We start from the raw sequence: 24,135 nt of genomic DNA on the forward strand, positions 1-24,135 counted from the left end.
TAGGGTAAGTTTTTTTATCGATTACCAAACAATAAATCGCCATATAATGGCAAATTATAAATATCTTTCGAAGATATTTTTTCATAAGCATCAATTGAATTACGGATATCTTTCATTAATGGTGCTATTTTATAATAGTTTTCAATTCCTTGCGCATGGCTTTCTTGGATAGATAAGACTGTATCGAAAGAAGCATGAAGCATTTCTTGTTTTGCTTCTAGATCATTCATAATACTTTCTAATTCATTAAAGCGAGACACAATGTATTTAGGACAATGGTTAGAAGTGAAAAGTGGTATTAGTTCATTCATTTCTTTTGTAAGTAGTGGAAGAATTTCACGTTTTACAATTTGTTGAAGTGTACGAACTTCTACTTCAATAGTTTTGTTATAGTCTTCATTTAGAATTTCGTAACGTGCAAATAATTCTTTCTCTGTATAAATTTTATAATCAGTAAATAACTGAATAGATTTTGCTTCAATTAATGAGGGGATGGATTCAATATAGGAAACAATATTAGGAAGACCACGTTTTTTTGCTTCCATTACCCATTCATTGGAATAACCATCACCTGAGAAAATAACACGTGAATGATCAATTATGATTTTCTTACATAACTCAAGACTTTTGTCACGAACATCTTGAATGTATTTGATACCTTCTAATTTCACGGATAACTCATCCAAGGTTTTAGCCATCATCGTATTCATGACAATATTTACAGTTGATGCAGAAATGGATGAACCTAGCATTCTAAATTCAAATTTATTCCCAGTAAATGCCATCGGCGATGTACGATTGCGATCAGTATTATCACGTGGAATATAAGATAATCCAAGAATTGGATTTAGATCTGTTTCTTTTTGTTTAGCTTTAACATTGTTTGAAGAGATATTCATTAATAATTCTTCAATGTATTCTCCTAAGTAGATGGAGATAATAGCAGGAGGTGCTTCATTTGCACCAAGACGATGATCATTGCCAGCATTGGATGCAGCCATTCTTAATAGCTCAGGGTATTCATCAACAGCCTTTATGAAAGCACACATAAAGACTAAGAAACGAATATTCTCTGCGGGTTTATCACCTGGAGAAAATAAATTTTGTCCGCTATCAGTACAAAGTGACCAGTTGTTGTGTTTACCTGAACCATTTAAACCCGCAAAAGGTTTTTCATGAAGAAGACAGGCGAAATTATATTTACGTGCTGTTTTATTCAAAATATCCATAACAAGTAAATTTTGATCAACAGCGACATTGCAATTTGTAAACACAGGTGCAAGTTCGAATTGTGCAGGTGCAGCTTCATTGTGTTCAGCTTTAACATAGATTCCCAGTTTCCATAACTCAACATTTACTTCTTTCATGAAGTCAGAGACACGACTTGGAATACTGCCGAAATAATGATCATCTAATTCTTGTGTCTTAGCGGAATTAGAACCAAATAGTGTTCTTCCTGTAAAACGCAAATCCAATCTTTTCTTATACAATTCGATATCAATTAAAAAGTACTCTTGTTCTAAGCCAACAACTGGGGTTACATGTTTAACATCTTTTTCACCAAGTAAGTTGACAATCCGTGTTGCTGCGGTATCGATAGCTTCAATGGATTTAAGCAAAGGAGCTTTTTTATCAAGTGATTCACCATGGTAGGAAACAAAAACTGTGGGTATGCAGAGAATGTTATCTTTTATAAATGCAGGTGAACTACAATCCCAGTAAGTATAACCGCGTGCTTCAAATGTGGCACGCAATCCACCACTTGGAAAACTAGAAGCATCAGGTTCACCCTTAATTAATGATTTGCCAGAAAAACGAAGTAAAGGTTCACCATTTTCATCCGGTTCAATAAATGAATCATGTTTCTCAGCTGTTGAGCCAGTAAGGGGTTGAAACCAATGGGTAAAATGAGTTGCCCCATTTTCTAGAGCCCATCCCTTCATTGCATGAGCTATCGCATCAGCAGTGTTACGATCAAGACTATTTTCTTTCGTCATTGTTTGTTTCCATTGTTCATAAACAGGATAAGGTAAACGTTCCTTCATGACCTTTTCGCTGAATACCAATGAACCAAAATCATCAAATACTGTCTCAAATTTCATAATTTACTCCTTTTTTCAAAATATAAATCAATTATTCCATATAAATTCGATAAAAAGAAGAAAAAAGTGAAAAAATATTACGAAATTCCAAAATATTTTTATGAAATGTTAAAGAAAATGAAAAAAACTAGTATTTTCTACTAGTTTTTAGAATAAATGTTGAGATTCTTCAAGTTTTACTGCGGTTACACCTTCAACTTCTTCAAGTAAGATTGCTTCAATGCCATCAGATAATGTAGCGTCAAGTGACAAACAATCTGCACAAGCACCTAGCATCCGAACAGTAACAACTCCATGTTCATCAACTGAGACAAATTCAACATCTCCACCATCGCGTTGGATGTAGGGGCGAATCTTCTCCAATACTTCAATAATTTTTTCTTTCATATAAAACTTACTCCTAAGAAATAAATAACACCAGCTACAACAATCCCATGGAATATTCCACCGATAACTTCTATCCATTTATGACCAAGAACTTCTTTTACTTTAGTAAGATAAATTGGATCCTCTAATTTCATTTCTGTTATGACTTGTATATCTCTAATTAGTTGTTGAGTAATCTGTATATTACGTCCAGCATAATAGCGCACATTTGCGGCATCGTAAGTTACGATGAGTGCGAATGCAAGTGAAACAGCAAAAATAGTGCTAGAAAATTGTTCTTGTAAACCTACAGCTAAACTAAGCGCAGCAACACCTGCGGTATGTGAACTAGGGTAACCACCACTAGCGAATATTTCATCCCATGACCACTCTTTTGTTTTTAAATAAACAAAGATGGGTTTAACGAGTTGAGCAGTAATTATAGCTATTAGGCAAGCCCAAAATGGGTACATGCTACTGAGTGTTTTTATCATTCTTCCACCTCGCTATACAGTATAGCATACTTTAAGTTTGTTGTGTTATACTATTAAAAGGTTAAGGGGTGATCAAATGCAATATCATATTGGACAGATAGTAGAGGGTAAAATTACCGGTATTCAAGCCTATGGAGCATTCGTTTCAATAGATGAAAATACTAAGGGTTTAGTCCATATTTCTGAAATCAGTGATGGTTATGTAAAAGATGTTTCTAACTTTGTATCACTCAATGATACAGTACGCTTTAAGATAATTGATTTTGATGAAAAAACTAGTCAAGCCAGATTATCACTTAAGGCAGTACAGCCAAATCGATTTAGAAAAGAACGTAAACATCAAAAGATGGGAACAGTCCCAGTAATGAGATTAGGGTTTAAATCGATTCAAGACAAGATGGATCAATGGATTGAAGAAGCCAAGGAGGAAAAAGTATGATTCAATTCGATAGTACACATGCATTTCTAAAAGAAGATATTTTAAGTTACCAAGATAAAGTAAACCAATGTCATGAAGCACTAATGTCTAAAACAGGTGCAGGGAATGATTATTTAGGTTGGGTTGAATGGCCTTACCAATATGACAAAGAAGAATTTGAAAGAATTCTTAAAGTCGCAGAAAATGTAAAAGATAAAGCAGAAGTTTTATTAGTTTGTGGGATTGGTGGGTCGTATTTAGGAGCACGTGCTGCAATTGAAATGATTCAAGGGTTGTATCCAAAAAATAAAACTGAAGTTATTTTTATTGGGAATACATTCTCTAGTACATACTTTAAACAAGTTGAAGATTATATTAAGGATAAAAGTGTTGTATTAAATGTTATCTCTAAATCAGGGACAACAACAGAAACTGCGATGGCATTTAGAATGCTAAAGCAAATTATGGAGAAGAAGTATGGAAAAGAAGAATGCAAAGTACGTATTATTGCGACTACTGATAAAGCAAGGGGAACATTAAAAGATCTTGCAACAAAAGAAGGTTATGAAACATTTGTAATTCCTGATGATATTGGTGGAAGATATTCTGTGATTACTGCTGTGGGATTATTACCACTTGCGATTATGGGAATAGATATCAATAGTATAATGCAAGGAACTCAAAAAGCATATGAAGATTTAAAAGATTCAAGCTTAACAACGAATGCTGCTTATCAATATGCAGTATGTCGTCGTATTTTACAAAATCAAGGTAAAGATGCAGAAATGTTAGTGACTTATGAACCTCAAATGTCAATGGTTGCGGAATGGTGGAAACAATTATTTGGTGAATCAGAAGGAAAAGATGGTTTGGGTGTACTTCCTTGTAGCGCAACATTCTCAACTGATTTACACTCACTTGGTCAATTTATCCAAGAGGGTAAAAAAGTATTGTTTGAAACGTTATTATTAGTTGAACATCCAACAATGGATGGATTATTTCCACATGATGATGACAACATGGATAACATGAATTATCTAGAAAATAAGAGCCTTGATTGGGTAAATAAAATGGCTTGTAAAGGAACACTTGAAGCTCATGAAATTACAGGGAATGTACCTAACTTAATTTTAACATTACCTGATATGAAGGAATTTACTTTTGGTTACATGTGTTATTTCTTCTTTAGAGCTTGTGCAATTACTTGTTACTTATTGGATATTAATCCATTTAATCAACCAGGTGTAGAAGTATATAAGAAAAACATGTTTAGATTATTAGGAAAGGATTAGTTGTTGGTTCTCCAACAACTTTTTAAAATAAACCGATGTGTGGTGTGTGCGAAAGAATTAAAATGATTCAAGAGGGGAGTAATCCCTTCTTTGTTTGCCAACTTGAAACAGGCTATGTTGTGATTGGTGATCATCAACGATTTAAAGGATATACTTTGTTTTTATGCAAACAACATGCCAAAGAAATTCATGATTTGCCCTATGATTTTCGTTGCCAACATATGCTGGAGGTAGTGCTAGTTGAAGAAGCGGTTTCGAATGTATTTAAACCAGATAAGATGAATATTGAATCATTGGGTAATGGGATTGAGCATGTACATTGGCACTATTTTCCTAGATTTAATGGGGATACCCCAGTAAAGGGTCCTGTTTGGTGGCTTCCCAAAGAAGAGATGTATAATCAACGATATGAAACAACAACAAGTGAATTAGAAGAATATAAAATAAAAATAAGAAATGAGTTAAATCGTTTGCAAGCAAAAAGAGGCTAATATGCCTCTTTATTTTGTAATAACTTCAATTGAACCAATTAAATCATCAGTGTAGACACATAAGTAGTTACCAGCGACAAGTTTGTTATCGGTTTCTACTTCGTGATTTGCATCCATTAGCCACACCGCTGAAACTAAAGAATCTGGATGTTCTTGATTGTATTTTGAAAGAAGAGCCAATCCTTCTTCATAAGTCATTGTAAACAGTGTTGTACTTAATGCATCCGCAACAGCACTATCTGGAGTAATAATGGTTACTGAATGAAAGTGATCTGCTGGGAAATTTGTACGAGGGTCAATGATGTGATGGTAAGTATTACCATCTTCTGCAATGTAGTAGCGTTGGTAATCACCACTGGTTACAAAGGATGCGGTACCTTTGCGCTCAACGATAAGAGTTGAATCTTTTCCCTCAGGATTTTCGATTTGTACTCGCCAAGGTTTATCACCTTGCTTTGTACCGATAGTACGTGTATTACCCCCTGCATTGACAACACCAGTAGTAACACCTTGACTCTCTAAATCCTTTGCGATGACCTCTGCGGCAAAACCTTTTGCAATACCACCGACATCAAGGGATACACAAGGATTGTTGATAAACACAGTATCTTTTTCGTCATCAATTTCTACATATTGCCATCCAGAGCATGCTTTAGCTTCTTCTAATTCTTCTTTTGAAGGAACTCTTCCAAGTTCTCCCTCACTCATATAAAGCAAACCTTCTTCACGATATTTATGCCATACTTTAAGTAAAGCACCCATCGTGATATCAAGCTCACCATCTGAGTAATCATAGAATTCTTTAGCAACATGGAGCATATCAATAATGGATTGATCAACTTGAACAGGAGCAACTCCTGCTTGATCATTTATTACTTTGAGGTTATTTACCCCATCATACGTATGGTAAATATCAAAATATTGGTTTAATTCCTCGAATTTTTTGATGGAACGCTCAAAATATTCATCAAATTTTTCCTTGGATTCGGTTAAAACTTGGATTGAGATAAAGGTATCAAATCCGGCTGTTACTGATGTATTTGAGAAGGTCTCAAGCTTCTTTGTTTGGCAACCAGCCAATAGAGCTAAAACCATGATAAATACGACTATTTTCTTCATTTTAATCACCTCGGTTATTATAGCATAAAGGTCAAAACTTTTATAGAAAATAGTGCCTATTAATGATATAATAGTTGCGAAGTCTTTTTTTGACTTGATTATAAAGGAAAGGAATAAGGAAAATGTCATTTATTATTGGCCCAATGCGTAAACACGTTGATGGACATAAAGAACTTACAAGTCATACTGATGTTGTAAATTTAAGTCCAAATACAGTTGCTATTCCATTGGTAAGTGGAGCAATGACTGCTGACTTACTAGTAAAAGAAGGAGATAAAGTAAAGGTTGGAACTAAAATTGCACAATGCAATGGAAATTTTACAATTCCAATGTTTAGCTCTGTTTCAGGTACAGTTAAGGGTGTACAACAAATCATGCATTCATGGTTAAAACCAGTTGATCATTTAGTAATTGAAAATGATCAACAATACACATTTGAAGCACCATTTGCACCAGTAGATTTTGAGAAAGCATCACGTGAAGAATTAATTGAATTCACAATGAATGCTGGAATTGTTGGTTGTGGAGGTGCAGGATTCCCTACTTATGTGAAATATAAATTTGCTAAAGATATCCAACTATTAATTATTAATGCGGTTGAGTGTGAACCATACATTACTGCAGACTACAAAGAAATGAAGGCACATGTGGCTGAATTAGTACTAGGCACTAGAGCATTGTTAAAAATGTCTGGAGCACAGGTTGCTAAAGTTGCAATTAAAGCAACAAAGAAGGATTTCATTCCTACGCTACAAGAAGCATTTAAGCCTTATTCAAATATTGAAGTTGTAGCTGTTCCTGATGTTTATCCTATGGGATGGGAAAGAACATTAGTGTATGAACTTACAAAGAAACGTTATGAAAAATTACCAAGTGAGGTTGGATGTATTGTTAACAATGCAACAACAGCAATTTCACTTGCTCAAGCTTTAAAAGAAGGTAAACCAATTGTAGAAAAAATCATTACTGTTAGTGGAGATGGTATCAAAACACCAAGTAATGTAAAGGTGCCAGTTGGTACAACTGCTCATGAATTAGTTCAAACATGTGGTGGTTATGCTGCAGAAGATGTACTTCTTATTGCAGGAGGACCTATGATGGGTAAAACAATTACAAGTGATGCATTTGTAATTGCACCTTATTCAAATGCTTTGACAGTATTTGTAAATAAACCAGTTGAAGCAATTGCTTGCTTACGTTGTGGTAAATGTTCAGATCATTGCCCAGCAGGTTTACAACCAGTTCGTATTAACAATGCTGCTAAAGTAAATAATACTGCATTGCTTGAAAAATTAAATTACGATGCTTGTATCGAATGTGGTATGTGTTCATACATCTGCCCATCTAAAATTGATGTTACAGAAGGTATTCGTAGAGCAAAACGCTATATGGCGTTAAAGAAGAAATAGGGAGGGGAGAATAACGATGAAATTTACTTTTAAACCGTCTCCAAACTATCGCGATAAACAATCAACTCATTCAATTATGCTTGAATTGATGATTGGTTTATTGGTTGTCTTTGGATTCTCTGTATATTATTACTTTACAGAGTTTGGTTCACAATATGGGATTCGTGCTATCGGCTTACTTGCAACTGCAATGGTAGCAGCATTTGGTACTGAAGCAGTTTGGTATGCATTCAGTAAGAAAAATGTAGCAAAAGAAATTAAGAATTCATTCCCAGCTATCACTGCAACGATTCTTACATTAATGGTTTCAATCAACACAAGCTATTATGCATTAGCAATAGCTACAATTGTTGCGATTCTATTTGGTAAGTTAGTATTTGGTGGTTTTGGACAAAATATTTTCAATCCTGCAGCTTTAGGGCGTGCAGTCATCATGGCAAGTTTTGCTGGTTCAGTTGCAGCAGACTTTGCAACAGGTGCAACTCCAACAGCAGCATACGCTTCAGCAGGTTGGATGAGTACATCAGCAAGTGCATTTGATGCATTTGTAGCTAACTTTGGTGGTATGAGCAATATGTTTGTTGGTATGTATCCGGGAGCATTAGGAGAAACTAGCGCATTAGTTATCATCTTGGTTGGTGTTTATTTAGCAATTAGAAAAGTAATTGACTGGAGAGTTCCAGTTGTCTATGTAACAACAATGTTTGTCTTAACATTCATGGTTGGTGCAATGCATGGTCAAGGATTGTATTATCCTTTATTCCACCTATTATCTGGTGGTGCGTTATTTGGAGCTGTATTTATGATGACAGATCCAGTAACAAATCCAACAAGTGCAGCAGGCAGAATTATCTTTGCGATGGGATGTGCAATCTTAACGGTTGTTATCCGTCTTAAAGCAAATCTTCCTGAAGGGGTATTGTATTCAATTCTATTAATGAATATGTTAACTCCTGCAATTGAAAGATTAACAGATGGTCAACAAATTAAAATGATGAAGAAAAATCTTCTTACAATTGGAATTGTTGGTGTTGTAGGTATTGCTTCAGTTGCTGCTTGCTCACTAGGAGTAACTGCAAAAGAAAGTACAGGTAGTGATGCTGGTACTGGTGAGTCAACAGAAGGTGGATCATCTACTGATGCCCCTGCATTAGCATTAGGTAATCCAGTTGCATTGGATGCTGATTTTGCTAAATTCGATGCTCAAGTTGAATCAAGTGAAGGTGGCGTTTATGTTGTTAAAGTTAAGGGTTATGGACTAATTGATCCAGAAGGTCACGCAGGTGAATCTGGAATTGATTATGCAAGAAACGTATTTGAAGTTCAAATTAATCCTGAAACAAATGAAATTATGAGTATTAAAAACACAACATTTGGAGATACTCCAGGTATTGGGGATAAAGGTGTTAGTGAAGCATATTTAGAAACATTTGTTGGTTTAAATACAACAGATGTTACACAAGAAGTTGATACAGTAACAAGTGCTACTTGGACAAGTGAATCAGTTGTTGCTGCAATACAAGCTGCTATTAATGCAGTAAATGAATAAGGAGGGGACAAACAATGAAGAAAATACTTTATTTAGCTTGTTTCCTAGCTATTATTAGTGCTGTAGCGGGTGGTGCTTTATCTTATGTTAATGGCATCACTGCTCCTATTATTAAAGAAATGGGAATTGCAGCTGAAAAGGAAAATCTTGAATTAATGTTCCCAGGTGCAGACTTTGCAGAAATTGAATATGTTGATGAAACAGGTTTAGTTAAAGGTGCATATGAAGCAACTGGTGAAGGTTATATTTACAAAGTAGAAACAAATGGTTATAGCTCTACACCTATTATCTTCATGATTGCATTTGATAATGATGGTAAGGTAGTTGGATTTACACCATTACAACAACAAGAAACTAGTGGATTTGGTACACGTGTATTTGAAGAAGGATACACAAGTCAAGTTATTGGAAAAACATCTGCTGATGGATTCCCATTACTATCAGGAGCTACTGTTACAAGTACTGCTGTAGTAAACGGTATTAATGCAGCGAAAACAGTATTTAATGATATGAAGGGCATTACCGCTGATCCAAATGCACCAGTTGAAGAAATTAAACCGGAACTAGCATTAGGTAATCCAATTAAGCTAAGTGAAGACTTTGCAAGATTTGATGCTCAAGTAGAAGAAACTGCTGATGGTGTGTATACAGTTAAAGTTAAAGGTTATGGATTAATTGATCCAGAAGGACATGCAGGAGAGAGTGGAACAGAATATGCAAGAAACGTATTCGAAGTCACAATCGACAAAGCAAACAATAAAGTCGTAAGTGTTGTAAATACAACATTTGGAGATACTAAAGGATTTGGTGATAAAGCAACTGGTGAAGATTATTTAGCATTATTCACTGATTTAGATTCAACAAATCTTGATCAAGAAATTGATACAGTAACAAGCGCAACATGGACAAGTAAGTCTGTATTGGCTGCTGTACAAGCTGCAATGAATGCAGCGAATCAATAAGGGGGAAAACAGAATGAATAGAATGAAAAATTTCACAGCTGGATTCCTTCGTGAAAATCCAGTATTCGGATTGTATCTTGGTTTATGTTCAGTACTTGCAATTTCTACAACATTAAACAATGCTATTGGTATGGGTGTTGCAGTTATCGCAGTATTGGTTATGTCAAATGTGATTATTTCAGCTTTACGTAAAATCATTCCAGATGAAATTCGTATTCCAGTGTATATCGTAATTATTGCAACACTTGTTACAATCGTTGAAATGCTTATTCATGCATATGCTCCAAGTTTATATTCAGCATTAGGTGCATTCATTAACTTGATTGTAGTTAACTGTATTATCTTAGGACGTGCAGAAGCATTCGCTAATAAAAATGGTATATTTGATTCAGCTTTAGATGGATTAGGCATGGGACTTGGTTATACTGCAAGTTTGACTTGTATTGCATTAATTCGTCAATTACTTGGTACAGGAGCTCTTAGCTTCTCAAATCCATTTACAAATGAAATCATATTTAACATTCAAATTATTCCAGTTGGATATGAAATCCCATTGTTTACTACAGCTACAGGAGCATTCATTACCTTTGCTTTATTAGCTGCAGCATTATCTGCTTATAACAACAAAAAAGCAGAAAAAGCTAAAAAGGAGGCTAAATAATTATGGCTGAAATGTTCTCAATGTTTTTAGCTGCTGTGCTTATTAATAACATCGTATTATCAAAATTCTTAGGTATGTGTCCTTTCTTAGGTGTTTCTAAGAAGTTAAGTTCTGCAATTGGTATGGGTGCAGCGGTTATCTTTGTTATTTTCGGAGCATCAATCTTCACTTATGGTATTTACTATTTAGTACTTGAACCAAATGGCTTAGACTATATGAAATTAATTGTATTCATCTTAGTTATTGCAGCATTTGTTCAATTTACAGAAATGGTTATTAAAAAATACTCACCAAGCTTATATAAAGCTCTAGGTATTTATCTACCATTAATCACAACAAACTGTGCAGTATTATTCGTTGCACTAGACAACATCACTTCTAAATTCACATTTACAGAAATGTTAGTAAATTCAATTGCTGTTCCAGCAGGATTCATGTTAGTGTTGGTCATCTTCTCAACTATTCGCGAGCGTTTAGATACAGCAGATGTTCCAAATTCATTTAAAGGAAACCCAATTGCATTAATTGTTGCTGCTGTTATGGCATTAGCATTCAGTGCATTTGCAGGTCTAGTATAGATGTTAGTTGCACTTCTTGTCTTTGTTGCATTAGCAGCAGGCTACGGAGTACTCTACTATATGAATCACAAAACACCAGTCCCTGAGGGCTGTGAGAATTTAAAAGCAGAGTGTGAAGGATGTAAAGTCACATCATGTGAAATGCATCCTGTTCACGATACAAGTAAAGGAGAAAACGAAAATGATTGAAGCAATCATAATGATGTTAGTTGTTGGAGCAGTCTTAGGTGCTGCACTCGGTGTTGCAAATAAAGTTTTCTATGTAGCAACCGATACACGTGTTGAAGATGTAACTGCAATGCTTCCAGGTTATAACTGCGGAGGTTGTGGATACCCTGGGTGTTCTGGTCTTGCTCAAGCTTTAGTAGATGGTGAAGCAGATGTTGTAGATTGCAAACCTTCTAAACAAGAAGCTAGAGATCAAATCAAAGAATATCTTGCAAAATAAATATGAAAGAAGAGCCAATAAAGCTCTTCTTTTTTTTAGGCAAAATACAAAATTTGCATATTAATAAGTAGGAGGTAATGCATGAAAAGAATACTTTTATCTTTAATATGTTTAATTTTGATCTGTATAAGTTTATATTTTGGCGTGGATTATTTATCAACAAAAAAGATAGATTTAATTGAAGTAATTGTAGCAAGCAGAGATATTGGACCTCGGGAAATTATCGAGGTAAATGATATAAAGACAATCTTTATTCCAAGAGATTATGTACTAGAAAACGCAATAAATAAACCAGAAGAAATCATTGGGAAAATAACTTCACTTCAAGGGTTGATTCCAAAGGATTCACTATTTTATAAAACGCAATTGGATTCAATAAATAAAATTCCAGATGCAGCAGTACCATTACTTCAAAGGAATGAAGTTGCTTTTCATATTACAAATGATTCAGGTGGACTTGATTTATCTACTTTTATCATAGGACAGACCGTGGATATATATGGAACAATAAATCAAAGAAATGAAACACCTATATTTGATTTACTGTTATCATCAGTACGAGTTGTATCCATTAAGGATCGCAAAGGAATAGAAATTGGAAAAGAAAGTACAGGATCTCCATACTCAATAACACTAGCGATTAATCAAGACCACATTAGTATTTTATCAATGATTCGTAAAACAGGTACTTTAGAACTATATGCTACAAGTAAAAGCTATAGTGGTAAGGAATCAAAACTAAATGAAGATTCAAAAATATTAGAATTTATAAAATAGTCAACATTGCTAGATATCCCCTTTAAAAAGAAGTATACTATTTTTAAGTTGTAGGAGGATAAGGAATGTTTAATCAAAGGAAAACGAGTACATTATTAAAAGAAATGTCATTTGAAAGATTCGGTGGAACTGCTGAAGAACTTAAAGCGGCTAAACTAATTCAAGATGCTTTAAGTAAACTAAAGTTAAAAACAAAATTAGAATCTTTTCCAGTTCAAATGGGAAAAATTAAGAAAGCAAAACTAGAAGTCATTGAACCAGTTAAAATGGAAATTGAGTGTACAGCTTATATGTGCTGTGCAAATACTCCAGCAAAGGGAATTGAAGCAGAGTTTTACTACTATGAACAAGTCAATGATGTCAATTGTAAGCAAGCTAAAAATAAGATTTGCTTAGTGAATGGCTACGTAAATAAGAAGTTGTATAAAGAATTTGTTAAAGCAGGAGCACTTGCACTTATTTCTTTTAATGGAAATATTGATTTTCCAGATGCATATGATTTAGATTGTAGAGAAATGAGACCAACATTATCAGAAATCAAAGCGTTACCAGCAGTCAACATTCTTGTAAAAGATGCAATGAAACTTATTGAAATGAATGTGACTAAAGTGAAAATGACAACGATTCAAGACATCACAACTGCAAAATCGCACAATGTCATTTGTGATATTAAGGGTAGTGATAGTAATGATGTAATTGTATTAACAGCTCATTATGATTCAGTAAGATTTTCTAAAGGTGCATATGATAACGCAACAGGTTCTGTTTGTCTTTATGCATTAGCGGATTACTTCAGTAAGAATCAACCTAAACATAATCTAAGATTTATTTGGTGTGGCTCTGAGGAAAGAGGACTACTTGGATCAAAAGCTTATGTAGAAAAACACAAGAAAGAATTAGATGATATTAAACTATGTATTAATATTGATATGATTGGTTCTACTCTTGGAAAAAGAATTGCAGTATGTACTGCCGATATGAGTTTGGTGCATTGCATTGATTATCTTGGTAAAGTTGTAGGTTTTCCTATCAGTGCTTCTCAAGATGTTTATTCTAGTGATTCAACACCATTTGCGGATGTTGATATTCCAGCACTATCCTTTGCACGTATTACACCAAGTGGTGCAGGCGATATTCATCATCGCTATGATGTATTGGAACATTTATCAGATAAATACCTATTTGAAGATATTAATTTCATTCTTGAGTTTACAAAACGTATGGCAACTGCTTATATTATCCCAGTGCCACGTAGCATTCCTCAAAATATGAAGGATGCAATTGATGCGTACTTTGCTAGAGAAAAAGAGGTAAAGAAATAATGTTTAGAGAACTTCGAAGAAATAAACAAATTCTATCACATGGTGAATGTATAGAAATACTACAAAATGCAACTTCTGGTGTACTTGCAGTATTGGGCGATGATGATTATCCATATGCTGTCCCATTAAGTTTTGCTTATGATGAAGATAGAATAATATTCCATTGCGCGAAAGCTGGGCATAAATTAGATGCAATACTGAAGCATGAGAAAGTATCATTTTGTGTTATTGACAAAGATGATGTTGTTCCCCATGAATTCACGACTTACTTTAGAAGTGTAGTCTTGTTTGGCAAAGCACAACTTATTGAAAAAGAAGATGCAAAAAGAAAAGCAACAGAAATTCTATGTAAGAAATATCAACCTACGGGTGAGGGGATTGAAGAAGAAATAAATAAATCAATTGATCACATGCAAGTAGTTCAAATAAATATTGAACACATGAGTGGTAAGGAAGCAAAAGAACTTGTAATGCGAAGAGGAACTGAATAAGTTCCTTTTTCTATGAAAGAGCGTCAAAAAATAGAATTGAGTGAATTATGATAAAATAATACTATATTATTTTTATCTGTTCATGAAAAGTAAGGGAGGGATTTTTATTGATTAAAGAATTATTAGTTGTTGGTATCATTATCATTATTTGTGTACTTAGTAATAAGTTATCCAATAAAATAGGTATGCCGGTATTGTTTGCATTTATTGTTTTAGGAATGTTATTTGGAACTGATGGTATAGGGAAAATTCATTTTGATAATTATGTTATTGCCGAACAAGTTTGTTCTATTGCTTTAATTTTTATTATGTTTTATGGTGGATTTGGTACAAAATGGAGTGAAGCAAAACCAGTTGCAATAAAAGGAATTGTTTTATCATCAGTAGGTACATTACTTACTGCATTCATAGTAGGTTTATTTTGTTATTTTATATTAAAAATTGATTTGTTGGAGAGCTTCTTAATAGGATCTGTAATTAGTTCTACAGATGCTGCATCAGTATTTTCGATTCTTCGATCAAAACATTTAAATTTAAAAGATAATACCGCATCGCTTTTAGAGATAGAAAGTGGAAGTAATGACCCATTTTCATATATGTTGACCATCATCGTTTTATCACTCATGAATGGACAAGGATCATCACAAGATACATTTGTATTAATTGCAACGCAAATAATTTTTGGAATTTTATTCGGTGTTATCATTGCAGTTTTAGCTAAACAATTTCTTAAATTTGTTAAAATTACTTCTTCAGGATTTACTGCGATTTTTATGGTAGGTATTGCAATTGTTGCGTATGCATTGCCCTCACTTTTTAATGGTAATGGTTATCTAAGCGTTTATATTGCAGGAATTATTTTAGGTAATAGTAAATTACTAAATATGAAAGAATTAGTACATTTCTTTGATGGAGTAACAGGATTAATGCAAATGGTTTTGTTCTTCTTACTTGGGCTTTTATCATTTCCATCATCTTTACCAGGAGTTGCTTTTGTAGCGTTGTGTATTGCAATATTTTTAACATTTGTTGCAAGACCAATAGCTGTATTTTTAATTCTTTCATTCTTTAGGAGTAGTTTAAATCAAAAACTCCTAGTTTCTTGGGCGGGGATGCGAGGTGCTGCATCAATTGTTTTTGCAATTATGGCAGTAATTAATCCTGCTTCAACTAATAATGATATTTTCCATGTTGTTTTCTTTATTGTTTTATTTTCTATTTTATTTCAAGGTACATTCATTCCGTTAGTAGCAAAGAAATTATCCATGATTGATGAACATGTGGATGTTATGAAAACATTTACGGATTACATTGAAGAAATACCTGTTCAATTCATACAATTTAGAATACCTAGTTTGCATAATTGGCTTGGAAAAACGATAAGTGAAATTGAATTACCACCTCGAACCATAATTACTTTAGTTAAAAGGAATGGTGAGAAATTAATTCCAAAAGGTGAAACAATTATTCAGGAGAATGATTTATTAGTCCTTGGTGGTATAGCGATGAATGAAAACAATGAAGTTCAGCTGTTTGAAAAGAATATAAGTGAAAATAGTTCATGGGCTAATAAAAAAATTAGTGAAATTGATTTAAAGAAAGATTTTATTGTTTTGATAAAAAGGACAGATCAAGTCTTGATTCCAACAGGAGAAACACTATTAAAACAAGGGGACACCGTTGTTTTAACAAATAAAGAGAATCTTAAGTAAGTTTTATCTTCTCATTTTTAATTTTGAGTTTATAATAAAGAAAACAATGGGGAGATTAAGAAAATGGGTACGATAGAATTAAAAAAATGGTCAAAGAAGTATAAGAAAGATTTGATGAAGATTTGTAATCAAGCAAATAGAGAATATCTAGCAAACCGTTTACCCTATCCCTACAAGGAAAGCGATGCAGATTGGTGGCTAGATATGATAAGTAAGTTAGAAGGAAAAGAAGGTATATTCCGTGCGATTTTCTTTGATAACCAATGTGTTGGAAATATTACGATTGAAAAAAAGAGTGATGTATTTTCGAAAGATGCAGAAATTGGTTATCTTCTAATTGATGAAGTAAAGGGAAAAGGTATCATGAGTCAAGCAGTGAAGACAATATGTGAAATTGCATTTGATGAACTAGATATTACAAGAATAAGTGGCTCTGTATTTAAACCAAATATCGGTTCCATCAAAGTATTGAAAAAGAATGGATTTGTTGTTGAGGGTACAATGAAAGAAGCAGTATATAAAAATAATAATTTCTATGATCTAGTCATACTAGGTTTGAGAAAAGATAAAAAAATTGAAATCACAGTTTCAAAAAAAGAACTAGCAAAGAAACTTCACACAACCAAACTAGGTGAACAACGATGCAAAGCGAATCTAGAAATATCAGATGAAGATGTGATTGAATATTGTAAGAAAGTAATTTTGGATAAAAAGAGTAAAGTTATGCAAGAAGGCAAGAATTATTATGTACAATTGTATGATGTTAAACTTGCAATTAATGCAAAGAGTTTTACATTAATTACTGCACATAGAAAATAGGTAGAGGACATGCAAGCTAAGGAATTATGGCAAAGGTTTAAAATAGAAAAAAACATTGAAACTGATGTATATGAAGCATGGGCATTTGGTGCTAGTCCAGATAAGCTTTTGGATTTAGTGCTTCAAGGAAAGAAAATTGCAACAGCTTCTGCTTATCGTTTATATGAATTAGAAAAAGAGCCATCTCCAGTAGTAGGTGGATATAGCGTTCTTTTGGATTCTAGGGGTGATGCTAAATGTATTATTGAAACAACGGTGTTAAATCAAGTTCCTTTTAATGAAGTAAGTGCAGAGTTCGCTGCAAAAGAAGGTGAAGGTGACTTATCACTACAATATTGGAGGGAAGTTCATCAAGAATTCTTTACAGATTGCCTACAAGAAATTGGAGAAGTCTTTACTGAAGATATGATTGTTGTATGTGAAGAATTCAGACTTGTTTATCAAATATAACTTAGGAGAAATCGAATATGTTTTGCGAGTATGAAATTAATGTACTATGTTGCAAAACAGTTAATGAATGCTCAAAAATCATTTGTTCTTGAGAATAACTTTGAAAATGTTTCTATACAAGATTTACTCTCTTTGATTAAAGAGACATCTTATAGCGTAATTCACATTCGTGTAATGGGAGATTATCATATAATCTATGAACGATTTATCAATCGTGACCAAAGTGAAGAGCGTCATTTGGGGCATTTTTTGAACTCGAAATATCCATGTGTGGATATGCATGAGTATAAAAAGCTAACATTTGAAGAGTTTGTTGAATCAATTCAATTAAGAGGAATGGATAGCTTTGAAATTACTGAACATAAGATTTTAATTGATAACACAGATTTTTCAAAAGTTAATCTTGATGGTATCATGCAAGAGATAAATTCTATGATAGAAAATTAAGTCAGTTGGACTAAAGTTACAATTGACTTTTATTATGCAAAATAATAAAATAGTCCTAGTTTGTTTAAACTCCATCGAGCTTATGCTTTTGCTCGTAAAACTCGAAAGTAGAGCTTATGCTTTTTGCTCATAAAACTCGAAGCACATGGAGGGAATAAGATAATGAAGAAGATTTTATTAAGTGTACTTGCTTTAGTCATGCTTGCAGGCTGTGCAACAACACCAACAACACCTGAAACAACACCTACACCAAGTGTACAACCTACAGCGCCAGCAGACGCTGAAACAGGGGCTACTAGTGATGCAACTACATCAGCATCAATTGTTGTAGATGAACTTGTAAAAGAATACACACCAAAAGGATTTACTGATGCAGAGGTTGAAAAAGTATTATTTGTCGTTGGAGATCCACGTCACAACAGTGTAACTTGGGATTTAGCGAATACAGCAATGGCTTATTTTGAAGAAAAAGGGATGGAAGTAGAATTACGAGATTTATATGCAATGAATTTCAATCCAGTATTATCTGTTGAAAATTTCTACTATGCGAAAGACGGAGCAGGGGAACCAACTACAGAAATAAAAGCTGAACAAGAATTAGTTAAAGCTGCTGACCACATTATCTTTGTATATCCAAATTGGCATGATTCTGAAATCGCAATTGTTAAAGGATACAAAGAAGAAGTATTTGCGAAGAAATTTGCATATCAAGATTCTGAAAGTGGTTTAGAAGGATTATTAAAAGATAAGTCAATTTATACAATCATGAACTGTGGTTACTTAGGTGGTGGTCGTGGTTGGATTGGCGATGGAATCATCGACACAGAAACATGGGATAAATACATGAATGCATTCGATGTATTTGATCAAGATACAGCTGCATTCTGGGGAGTTACTAGTTATGGTCGTTATGTAAATGATAGAACACCAGCTAATACTTCTGAAAACTACGCAGAAGAATTAAAAGAATTAGAAGATAATTTAATTACTCATTTAGACAAAGTTTACTTTTCTAAAAACTAATGATGAAGATAGGCTTACCGGTGTAGGTCTATCTTTTATTGTGCTCATTTGTTATGATTAAAATATAAAACTCATAATTAATAAGAGGAAGAGTCAACGTTCATTGAGGCAACAGATTTTGTGTGGATACAATAAGATCAGCTTAGTTACAGTTGTAGAAAGTGGTAAATCGATATGGAATTTCAATATAAGTTGCAAGAGCTTAGAAAACAAAAAGGTTTAACGCAGGAAGAACTATCAGAAGTATTGTATGTTTCTCGCACTGCAATATCGAAATGGGAATCTGGACGTGGTTATCCAAGTATTGATTCCCTAAAGGCAATATCAGAATATTTTTCAATTTCAATTGATGAATTGTTATCAAATAAGGAGTTAATTCGATTTGCTGAAAAGGATAGTAACCAAAAAATACAAAGACAGCGTGATTTAGTATTTGGTTTATTAGATTGTTCAATAGCTATGTTGTATTTCATACCAATTTTTAGTTATAGAGTAGATGATTTTGTAAAACAAGTCTCCTTATTCTCAATAGAGAATAAACCGGATTTCATTTTAATTAGTTTTGTTTCAATTATTACACTAACTGTATTGTGTGGAATTACTATTTTAGCAATGCAAAGTTCTACAAATGAAGTATGGAATAAGATTAAGTTAAATTTATCTTTAGTGCTTAGTATTATTAGTGTTGTTGTATTTTTAGCAACATTGCAAAGTTATCCTACATTTTATACCTTTGTCCTTCTTATAATTAAGGGAGCATTGCTCATAAAACAGTAAGACACGAAGCGTATCATCAATGTGACTCCTCGTTTCTTTAACGAATAGCTTATCTAAGTTAATTTTGACTTAGGCATGAGCCGTAAAGAAAAAGGAGTTTTTATATGAAATTAAAAAGAATTAACTTAAGTCTTATTACATCATTTTGTTTGCTTATTTTATTTATTGCCTATACATGGATGGTGATGAAATTTGATCAAGCAGCAATAGGCCCACAGGGATCAATTGTAGGATTTTCAAAACTGAATCAATATGTACATGATTTATTTGGAGTAAACATGATGCTTTACAATTTAACGGATATCCTTGGTTTTGTGGTACTTCTTTTGATGGGAATCTTTGCACTTATAGGGGTTACTCAATTAATCAAGAGAAAAAATATCAACATGGTCGATAAAAATATTATTTTATTGGGCGTATACTATGTGCTTGTTTTCTCTGTGTATCTTTTTTTTGAGACATTTGTAGTAAATTATAGACCAATTCTTATTGAAGGGGTATTAGAAGCATCTTATCCTTCTTCTACCACTATGTTAGCTCTTTGTGTAATTCCTGCTACAATGATGCAATTTAAATACTACATTATCAATAAAAAAGTAAGATACGCATTAAATGTTGTTTGTTCTATTTTCTTAAGTTTCATGGTATTTGGTAGAATTTTATCAGGTGTTCATTGGTTTACAGATATCTTTGGAGGTATCTTAATTAGTGGTGTCCTAGTCTGCTTATATGTTTACTTTGAGCAACAAATAAACAGAAAAAAAGCCTTTAAATAAAGGCTTTTAAATTGCAAATGGGGCGACTGAGGGGAATCGAACCCCCGAATGTCAGAGCCACAATCTGATGTGTTAACCACTTCACCACAACCGCCATGTGCATTACTTATATTACCTTATTTGGGTGCTTTTGTAAAGGAAAAAAGTGCAAAAAATGCATCTAGTTATCATGACGACATGGTATAGATAAAGAACTATGATATAATTTATACTCGAGGTGGAATTTATGAATAAAATTGCAATCCTAGTTGATTCATCTGCAGACATTACAAATGAAGAAGCTAAAGCTTTAGGTATACATGTAATTCGTATGCCATTAACTATCAATGGCGAAGATATAATGGAAACTGATGGCATTTCAGATGAGGAATTTATCCAAAAGATGAAAAATGGAGCTACAGTTAAAACATCACAACCACTGTTGGGGAATCTTGTGATGAAATGGAAAGAATTATTAGAAGAGTACGATGCAGTGCTATTTTTGCCAATCTCTTCTAAATTAAGTGGTACATATAACAGTGCCGTACTTGCTAGTCAAGATTTTGATGGGAAAGTAGTAGTAGTCGATACAGAAATGGCATGTTGCCCATTACAATTTACTGCTATGGATGCAAAGAAAATGGCTGAAAAAGGTTATTCTCTTGAAGAGATAAAGAATAAGATTGAGAATGAAACCTATATGTTTGCGTGCATTGTACCTGAAACACTAACTTATTTAAAAAATGGTGGAAGAATATCACCAGCTGCTGCAGCTTTAGGAAACTTATTAAAAATTATTCCAATTCTTAAAGTTGAAGAAGGATATATTGATGTAAGTGATAAAGTACGTACGACAAAAAAAGCTTATTTAGCCGCAATTGAAAAAACAATCGATGTACCAAACAAAGAAGATTATTATTGGTTTGTTGTTCATTCTGATTGTGAGGAATTAGCAAAAGAGTATAAAACGATTGTAGAAGAAAAAGTGAATCAAGATGTACAAGTTATGCCAATTCGTGCTATTATTATGGCACACACAGGGCCAGGTACTCTTGGAGTAGGAAGATTAAAGAAATTATATTATTAATTCAGCCGAGTGCTGAATTTTTATTAGGTGAGAGATGAAAATTAATTTAGATGATTTAGAATTTAATGTAGAAATTGAAAGAAAAAGGATCAAGAACATGTATTTGCGTGTTCGTTTAGATAGAACACTTTTTATTACTGCTCATCCTTCTGTTCCTCAACATCAAATAGAAGCTTTCATTCAATCTCGTAAAGAGTGGATAATCAAAACACTTAAAAAAGAAGCAGCGAGAGAATTACAAAATAGAAAAGGAATTAATGGTCCAATTCTGTATTTATTGGGTGAGAAGAAATATGTAAAATATGAAATATCAAAGAAGAGTCATGTCTTATTAGATGATGATATTATTACTTTTTATGTGCCTGAGATTAATGATAGAGAGATTATGAAAGCATTTCAAAACTTTGCGAAACCTTATTTAATGAAAATCCTTGAAATTCAAAGAGTTCGTTGGGATCGTATAATGGAGATGTATCGTGTAGAACTACCTTCAATTAAAATTAAAATGCTGACTTCTAAATGGGGTAGTTGCCTAGTTGAGAGATCAGAGATTACAATGAATTTATCACTTATCCATTATCCTCTTGAGTGCATTGACTATGTCTTGTGGCATGAGTATGTTCATTTGATTGTCCCTAATCATTCAAAGCGCTTTTATGATTTGCTTAGTCATCATATGCCAGAGTATAAAAAAGCCAAAGATAGGTTAATATGATAAACTAAATTTAAGGAGATTTGAACTATGAAAGAAATAATGAATCTAGGTACTGATTATTTTACCAATGGATTAGTTGGATCGTTTATATATTGCGTTATTGTGTATATCTTAGGTGCAATTATAAAAAAATATGCATATAGCTTCTTTAATCATAAAATTGAGAAATATGGGAAAGCTCAAGCTACATCTTATACTTTTGCGAAAAATACTGTCAAAGGAATTGTGAATATAGTTATTATCTTTTTATGCTTAATGGAAATCAAAGCTTTTCATCGTTTAGGAACTGCAATGTTAGGTGCCTCAGGTGTAGTTGCCGTGGTAATTGGTTTTGCAGCACAAGAATCAATGTCCAATTTTATAGGTGGTTTTTTATTATCATTTTATAAACCATTTAAAGTTGGCGATTTGATTAGTATATCGGAAAAAAATTTAGTAGGAACAGTAGAGGACATTGGACTAAGGCATACAATAATAAGAACATTTTCAAATTCAAAAATTGTTGTACCAAATAGTGTTATGAATTCTGCAATCATCGAGAATAAAAATAATGATAATAATAAATTCTGTAATTTTATTTACTTTACGATTTCTTATCAAAGTGATATAGATAAAGCAATGTCATTAATTCAAGAGATTGCGACAAAACATCCAGATTGCATTGATGTAAGAAATTCAAAAGACAAAGCGAAGAATGCACCAATTGTTACTGTATATGTAACTGCATTAAAAGAATATTCTGTAGAACTGCGTGCTTCAGTTTATAGTAAGGATGCAAATGTTGGATTTTCTATGTCATGTGAACTAAGAAAAGAAATCAAAGAAACATTTGATAAAGTAGGTATTGTAATTCCATATCCTACGCAATTAATCTATACACAAAAAAATAACTGAAAATATTTTCATGATTTTGAGTGAATACTTCGTGAAATTTCAAGAAAATGTCAAAAGACTATTGATAATAAAAATTAATGATTTAAAATGAAAGTATAAAGAACCTTTGAATGGAGTGAAAGATCATGAGAAAACAAGTACAACCTGTTTTCATTGTTCAAAAGATGAATGATTATGATGTGAAAAAACCTGTTTTCAACGGGGTTCAAGGGAAAATTGTGTATCATTTTTAAGATGGGCTTAATTGTGTCCATCTTTTTTGTTACACAGTTGTTTGAGAAATAAAAGGAGGAAAATATTATGGATCAAACAAACAAAGATTTTTTCGAAGCAGCAGCTAGCGGTGATTTTGCTAAAGTATGTGCTGCAGTATCAAAAGGTGCTAATGTTAATATTAGTAATGGTGATGGCAGAACAGCGCTTATGCGTGCTTCAAAACGTGGTTATGAAGATATCGTACGTTTCTTATTAGATAATGGTGCGGACACAAGAGCGAGAGATAAAAATAATAAAACGGCATTAATGGGAGCAGCAAAGAAAGGACATTTAGAAATCGTAAAGATGTTAGTTGAAGCTGGTGCTGATCCTAATTCTCATGATAATAAAGGTCGTACAGCGCTTATGCGTGCAGCGTTCCTTGGTCAATTGGATGTTGCTGAATACTTAGTAAGTAAGGGTGCAGATATTAATAAAACAGATGATGAAGGAAGAACTGCTTTAATGGAAGCAGTGAATGCATTTAAAGTAGAATGCATTAAATATTTAATTGATCATGGTGCTACTTTGAATGTCCAAGATAATAAAGGATGTACAGCACTTATGCGTGCAAGTTATGGTGGGTATTTGGATTTGATTAAATACTTATTGGATCATGGAGCAGATAAAGAATTACTAGATAATGAAGGTAACAAAGCAATTCACTATGTTCGTAAAGAAAACTTCGAAGAATTGAAAGAATATTTGAAGTAGGTGAAATT

The 24,135-nt window shown here is 33.2% G+C and carries 28 protein-coding genes and 1 tRNA gene; 24 read left to right on the top strand and 5 right to left on the bottom strand.

Features of this window, described 5'->3' with window-relative positions; genetic code table 11:
* Window positions 1–14: 14 nt before the first annotated feature.
* From B5D14_RS10300 to B5D14_RS10310, 3 genes are all read right to left on the bottom strand, one after another.
* Window positions 15–2,102: a glutamine synthetase III family protein gene (locus B5D14_RS10300; protein ID WP_078712553.1), complete on the bottom strand. Its 2,088-nt coding sequence runs from the start codon at window positions 2,100–2,102 to the stop codon at window positions 15–17.
* Between the two features lie 147 nt (window positions 2,103–2,249).
* Window positions 2,250–2,489, bottom strand: a complete 240-nt coding sequence (locus tag B5D14_RS10305) for a NifU family protein (RefSeq protein WP_078712554.1) — start codon at window positions 2,487–2,489, stop codon at window positions 2,250–2,252.
* Entirely contained in the window at window positions 2,486–2,962 is a 477-nt protein-coding gene (locus B5D14_RS10310; RefSeq protein ID WP_078712555.1) for a divergent PAP2 family protein, read from the bottom strand. The genes B5D14_RS10305 and B5D14_RS10310 overlap by 4 nt, the downstream gene beginning before the upstream one ends.
* A gap of 76 nt (window positions 2,963–3,038) precedes the next feature.
* Between B5D14_RS10310 and B5D14_RS10315 the strand changes: the two genes are divergently transcribed.
* From B5D14_RS10315 to B5D14_RS10325, 3 genes are all read left to right on the top strand, one after another.
* The gene (locus tag B5D14_RS10315) at window positions 3,039–3,401 is read left to right on the top strand and encodes a CvfD/Ygs/GSP13 family RNA-binding post-transcriptional regulator (protein WP_078712556.1); all 363 of its coding nucleotides are present in this window, start codon (window positions 3,039–3,041) and stop codon (window positions 3,399–3,401) included.
* Window positions 3,398–4,672, top strand: coding sequence for a glucose-6-phosphate isomerase (locus tag B5D14_RS10320; RefSeq protein WP_078712557.1), 1,275 nt, complete (start codon window positions 3,398–3,400; stop codon window positions 4,670–4,672). The genes B5D14_RS10315 and B5D14_RS10320 overlap by 4 nt, the downstream gene beginning before the upstream one ends.
* Before the next feature lie 62 nt (window positions 4,673–4,734).
* A complete protein-coding gene (locus tag B5D14_RS10325; RefSeq protein WP_245289560.1) occupies window positions 4,735–5,163 on the top strand; it encodes an HIT family protein in 429 nt (142 codons plus the stop codon).
* A gap of 9 nt (window positions 5,164–5,172) precedes the next feature.
* Here B5D14_RS10325 and B5D14_RS10330 read toward each other — a convergent pair whose 3' ends face one another.
* The gene (locus B5D14_RS10330; protein WP_078712559.1) at window positions 5,173–6,282 is read right to left on the bottom strand and encodes an FAD:protein FMN transferase; all 1,110 of its coding nucleotides are present in this window, start codon (window positions 6,280–6,282) and stop codon (window positions 5,173–5,175) included.
* 122 nt (window positions 6,283–6,404) lie between these two features.
* On the opposite strand from B5D14_RS10330, the gene B5D14_RS10335 reads away from it, so the two are divergent.
* The 17 genes from B5D14_RS10335 to B5D14_RS10415 all read left to right on the top strand — a co-directional run bounded on the left by B5D14_RS10335 (window position 6,405) and on the right by B5D14_RS10415 (window position 20,483).
* Window positions 6,405–7,691, top strand: a complete 1,287-nt coding sequence (locus B5D14_RS10335) for an RnfABCDGE type electron transport complex subunit C (RefSeq protein WP_078712560.1) — start codon at window positions 6,405–6,407, stop codon at window positions 7,689–7,691.
* 16 nt (window positions 7,692–7,707) lie between these two features.
* Complete coding sequence (locus B5D14_RS10340) at window positions 7,708–9,240, top strand: RnfABCDGE type electron transport complex subunit D (protein WP_078712561.1); 1,533 nt, start codon at window positions 7,708–7,710, stop codon at window positions 9,238–9,240.
* A 14-nt stretch (window positions 9,241–9,254) separates the two neighbouring features.
* Window positions 9,255–10,202, top strand: a complete 948-nt coding sequence (locus B5D14_RS10345) for an FMN-binding protein (protein ID WP_078712562.1) — start codon at window positions 9,255–9,257, stop codon at window positions 10,200–10,202.
* 13 nt (window positions 10,203–10,215) lie between these two features.
* Entirely contained in the window at window positions 10,216–10,863 is a 648-nt protein-coding gene (rsxE, locus tag B5D14_RS10350; RefSeq protein ID WP_078712563.1) for an electron transport complex subunit RsxE, read from the top strand.
* A 2-nt stretch (window positions 10,864–10,865) separates the two neighbouring features.
* The gene (locus B5D14_RS10355) at window positions 10,866–11,441 is read left to right on the top strand and encodes an electron transport complex protein RnfA (RefSeq protein ID WP_078712564.1); all 576 of its coding nucleotides are present in this window, start codon (window positions 10,866–10,868) and stop codon (window positions 11,439–11,441) included.
* Entirely contained in the window at window positions 11,442–11,630 is a 189-nt protein-coding gene (locus tag B5D14_RS10360) for a hypothetical protein (protein WP_078712565.1), read from the top strand.
* Window positions 11,623–11,889, top strand: coding sequence for an RnfABCDGE type electron transport complex subunit B (locus B5D14_RS10365; protein WP_078712566.1), 267 nt, complete (start codon window positions 11,623–11,625; stop codon window positions 11,887–11,889). The genes B5D14_RS10360 and B5D14_RS10365 overlap by 8 nt, the downstream gene beginning before the upstream one ends.
* An 81-nt stretch (window positions 11,890–11,970) precedes the next feature.
* Complete coding sequence (locus B5D14_RS10370; protein WP_078712567.1) at window positions 11,971–12,666, top strand: CpaB family protein; 696 nt, start codon at window positions 11,971–11,973, stop codon at window positions 12,664–12,666.
* A gap of 65 nt (window positions 12,667–12,731) precedes the next feature.
* Window positions 12,732–13,988 carry a M28 family metallopeptidase gene (locus tag B5D14_RS10375; RefSeq protein ID WP_078712568.1) on the top strand — a complete coding sequence of 419 codons (1,257 nt, stop codon included), beginning with the start codon at window positions 12,732–12,734 and terminating at the stop codon, window positions 13,986–13,988.
* Window positions 13,988–14,479 (top strand): pyridoxamine 5'-phosphate oxidase family protein, encoded by a 492-nt coding sequence (locus B5D14_RS10380; RefSeq protein ID WP_078712569.1) that lies wholly within the window; start codon window positions 13,988–13,990, stop codon window positions 14,477–14,479. Before B5D14_RS10375 ends, B5D14_RS10380 begins: the two co-directional genes overlap by 1 nt.
* Window positions 14,480–14,586: 107 nt before the next feature.
* On the top strand, window positions 14,587–16,191 hold the full coding sequence (locus tag B5D14_RS10385) for a potassium/proton antiporter (protein ID WP_078712570.1): 1,605 nt from the start codon (window positions 14,587–14,589) through the stop codon (window positions 16,189–16,191).
* 63 nt (window positions 16,192–16,254) lie between these two features.
* Window positions 16,255–17,010, top strand: a complete 756-nt coding sequence (locus tag B5D14_RS10390) for a GNAT family N-acetyltransferase (RefSeq protein ID WP_159443785.1) — start codon at window positions 16,255–16,257, stop codon at window positions 17,008–17,010.
* A 9-nt stretch (window positions 17,011–17,019) separates the two neighbouring features.
* Window positions 17,020–17,460 carry an ASCH domain-containing protein gene (locus tag B5D14_RS10395; protein WP_078712571.1) on the top strand — a complete coding sequence of 147 codons (441 nt, stop codon included), beginning with the start codon at window positions 17,020–17,022 and terminating at the stop codon, window positions 17,458–17,460.
* 39 nt (window positions 17,461–17,499) lie between these two features.
* Window positions 17,500–17,907, top strand: a complete 408-nt coding sequence (locus B5D14_RS10400; protein ID WP_159443786.1) for a hypothetical protein — start codon at window positions 17,500–17,502, stop codon at window positions 17,905–17,907.
* A 162-nt stretch (window positions 17,908–18,069) separates the two neighbouring features.
* Window positions 18,070–18,930 (top strand): NAD(P)H-dependent oxidoreductase, encoded by an 861-nt coding sequence (locus tag B5D14_RS10405; protein WP_078712573.1) that lies wholly within the window; start codon window positions 18,070–18,072, stop codon window positions 18,928–18,930.
* Between the two features lie 174 nt (window positions 18,931–19,104).
* The gene (locus B5D14_RS10410; RefSeq protein WP_078712574.1) at window positions 19,105–19,707 is read left to right on the top strand and encodes a helix-turn-helix domain-containing protein; all 603 of its coding nucleotides are present in this window, start codon (window positions 19,105–19,107) and stop codon (window positions 19,705–19,707) included.
* Between the two features lie 104 nt (window positions 19,708–19,811).
* Window positions 19,812–20,483: a phosphatase PAP2 family protein gene (locus B5D14_RS10415; RefSeq protein WP_200804809.1), complete on the top strand. Its 672-nt coding sequence runs from the start codon at window positions 19,812–19,814 to the stop codon at window positions 20,481–20,483.
* Between the two features lie 18 nt (window positions 20,484–20,501).
* Here B5D14_RS10415 and B5D14_RS10420 read toward each other — a convergent pair.
* Window positions 20,502–20,577, bottom strand: a tRNA-His gene (locus B5D14_RS10420).
* 132 nt (window positions 20,578–20,709) lie between these two features.
* On the opposite strand from B5D14_RS10420, the gene B5D14_RS10425 reads away from it, so the two are divergent.
* The 4 genes from B5D14_RS10425 (at window position 20,710) to B5D14_RS10440 (ending at window position 24,127) form a co-directional block, all read left to right on the top strand.
* Window positions 20,710–21,549 (top strand): DegV family protein, encoded by an 840-nt coding sequence (locus B5D14_RS10425; protein WP_078712575.1) that lies wholly within the window; start codon window positions 20,710–20,712, stop codon window positions 21,547–21,549.
* A gap of 34 nt (window positions 21,550–21,583) precedes the next feature.
* Window positions 21,584–22,264, top strand: a complete 681-nt coding sequence (locus B5D14_RS10430; protein ID WP_078712576.1) for a M48 family metallopeptidase — start codon at window positions 21,584–21,586, stop codon at window positions 22,262–22,264.
* Window positions 22,265–22,291: 27 nt separating this feature from the next.
* A complete protein-coding gene (locus tag B5D14_RS10435) occupies window positions 22,292–23,158 on the top strand; it encodes a mechanosensitive ion channel family protein (protein ID WP_078712577.1) in 867 nt (288 codons plus the stop codon).
* 300 nt (window positions 23,159–23,458) lie between these two features.
* Window positions 23,459–24,127, top strand: coding sequence for an ankyrin repeat domain-containing protein (locus tag B5D14_RS10440; RefSeq protein WP_078712578.1), 669 nt, complete (start codon window positions 23,459–23,461; stop codon window positions 24,125–24,127).
* The last annotated feature ends 8 nt before the right edge of the window (window positions 24,128–24,135 follow it).

Origin of the sequence: Anaerorhabdus furcosa (assembly GCF_900167375.1) — a bacterium.
GTDB classification, from domain to species: Bacteria; Bacillota_I; Bacilli_A; order Erysipelotrichales; family Erysipelotrichaceae; genus Anaerorhabdus; species Anaerorhabdus furcosa.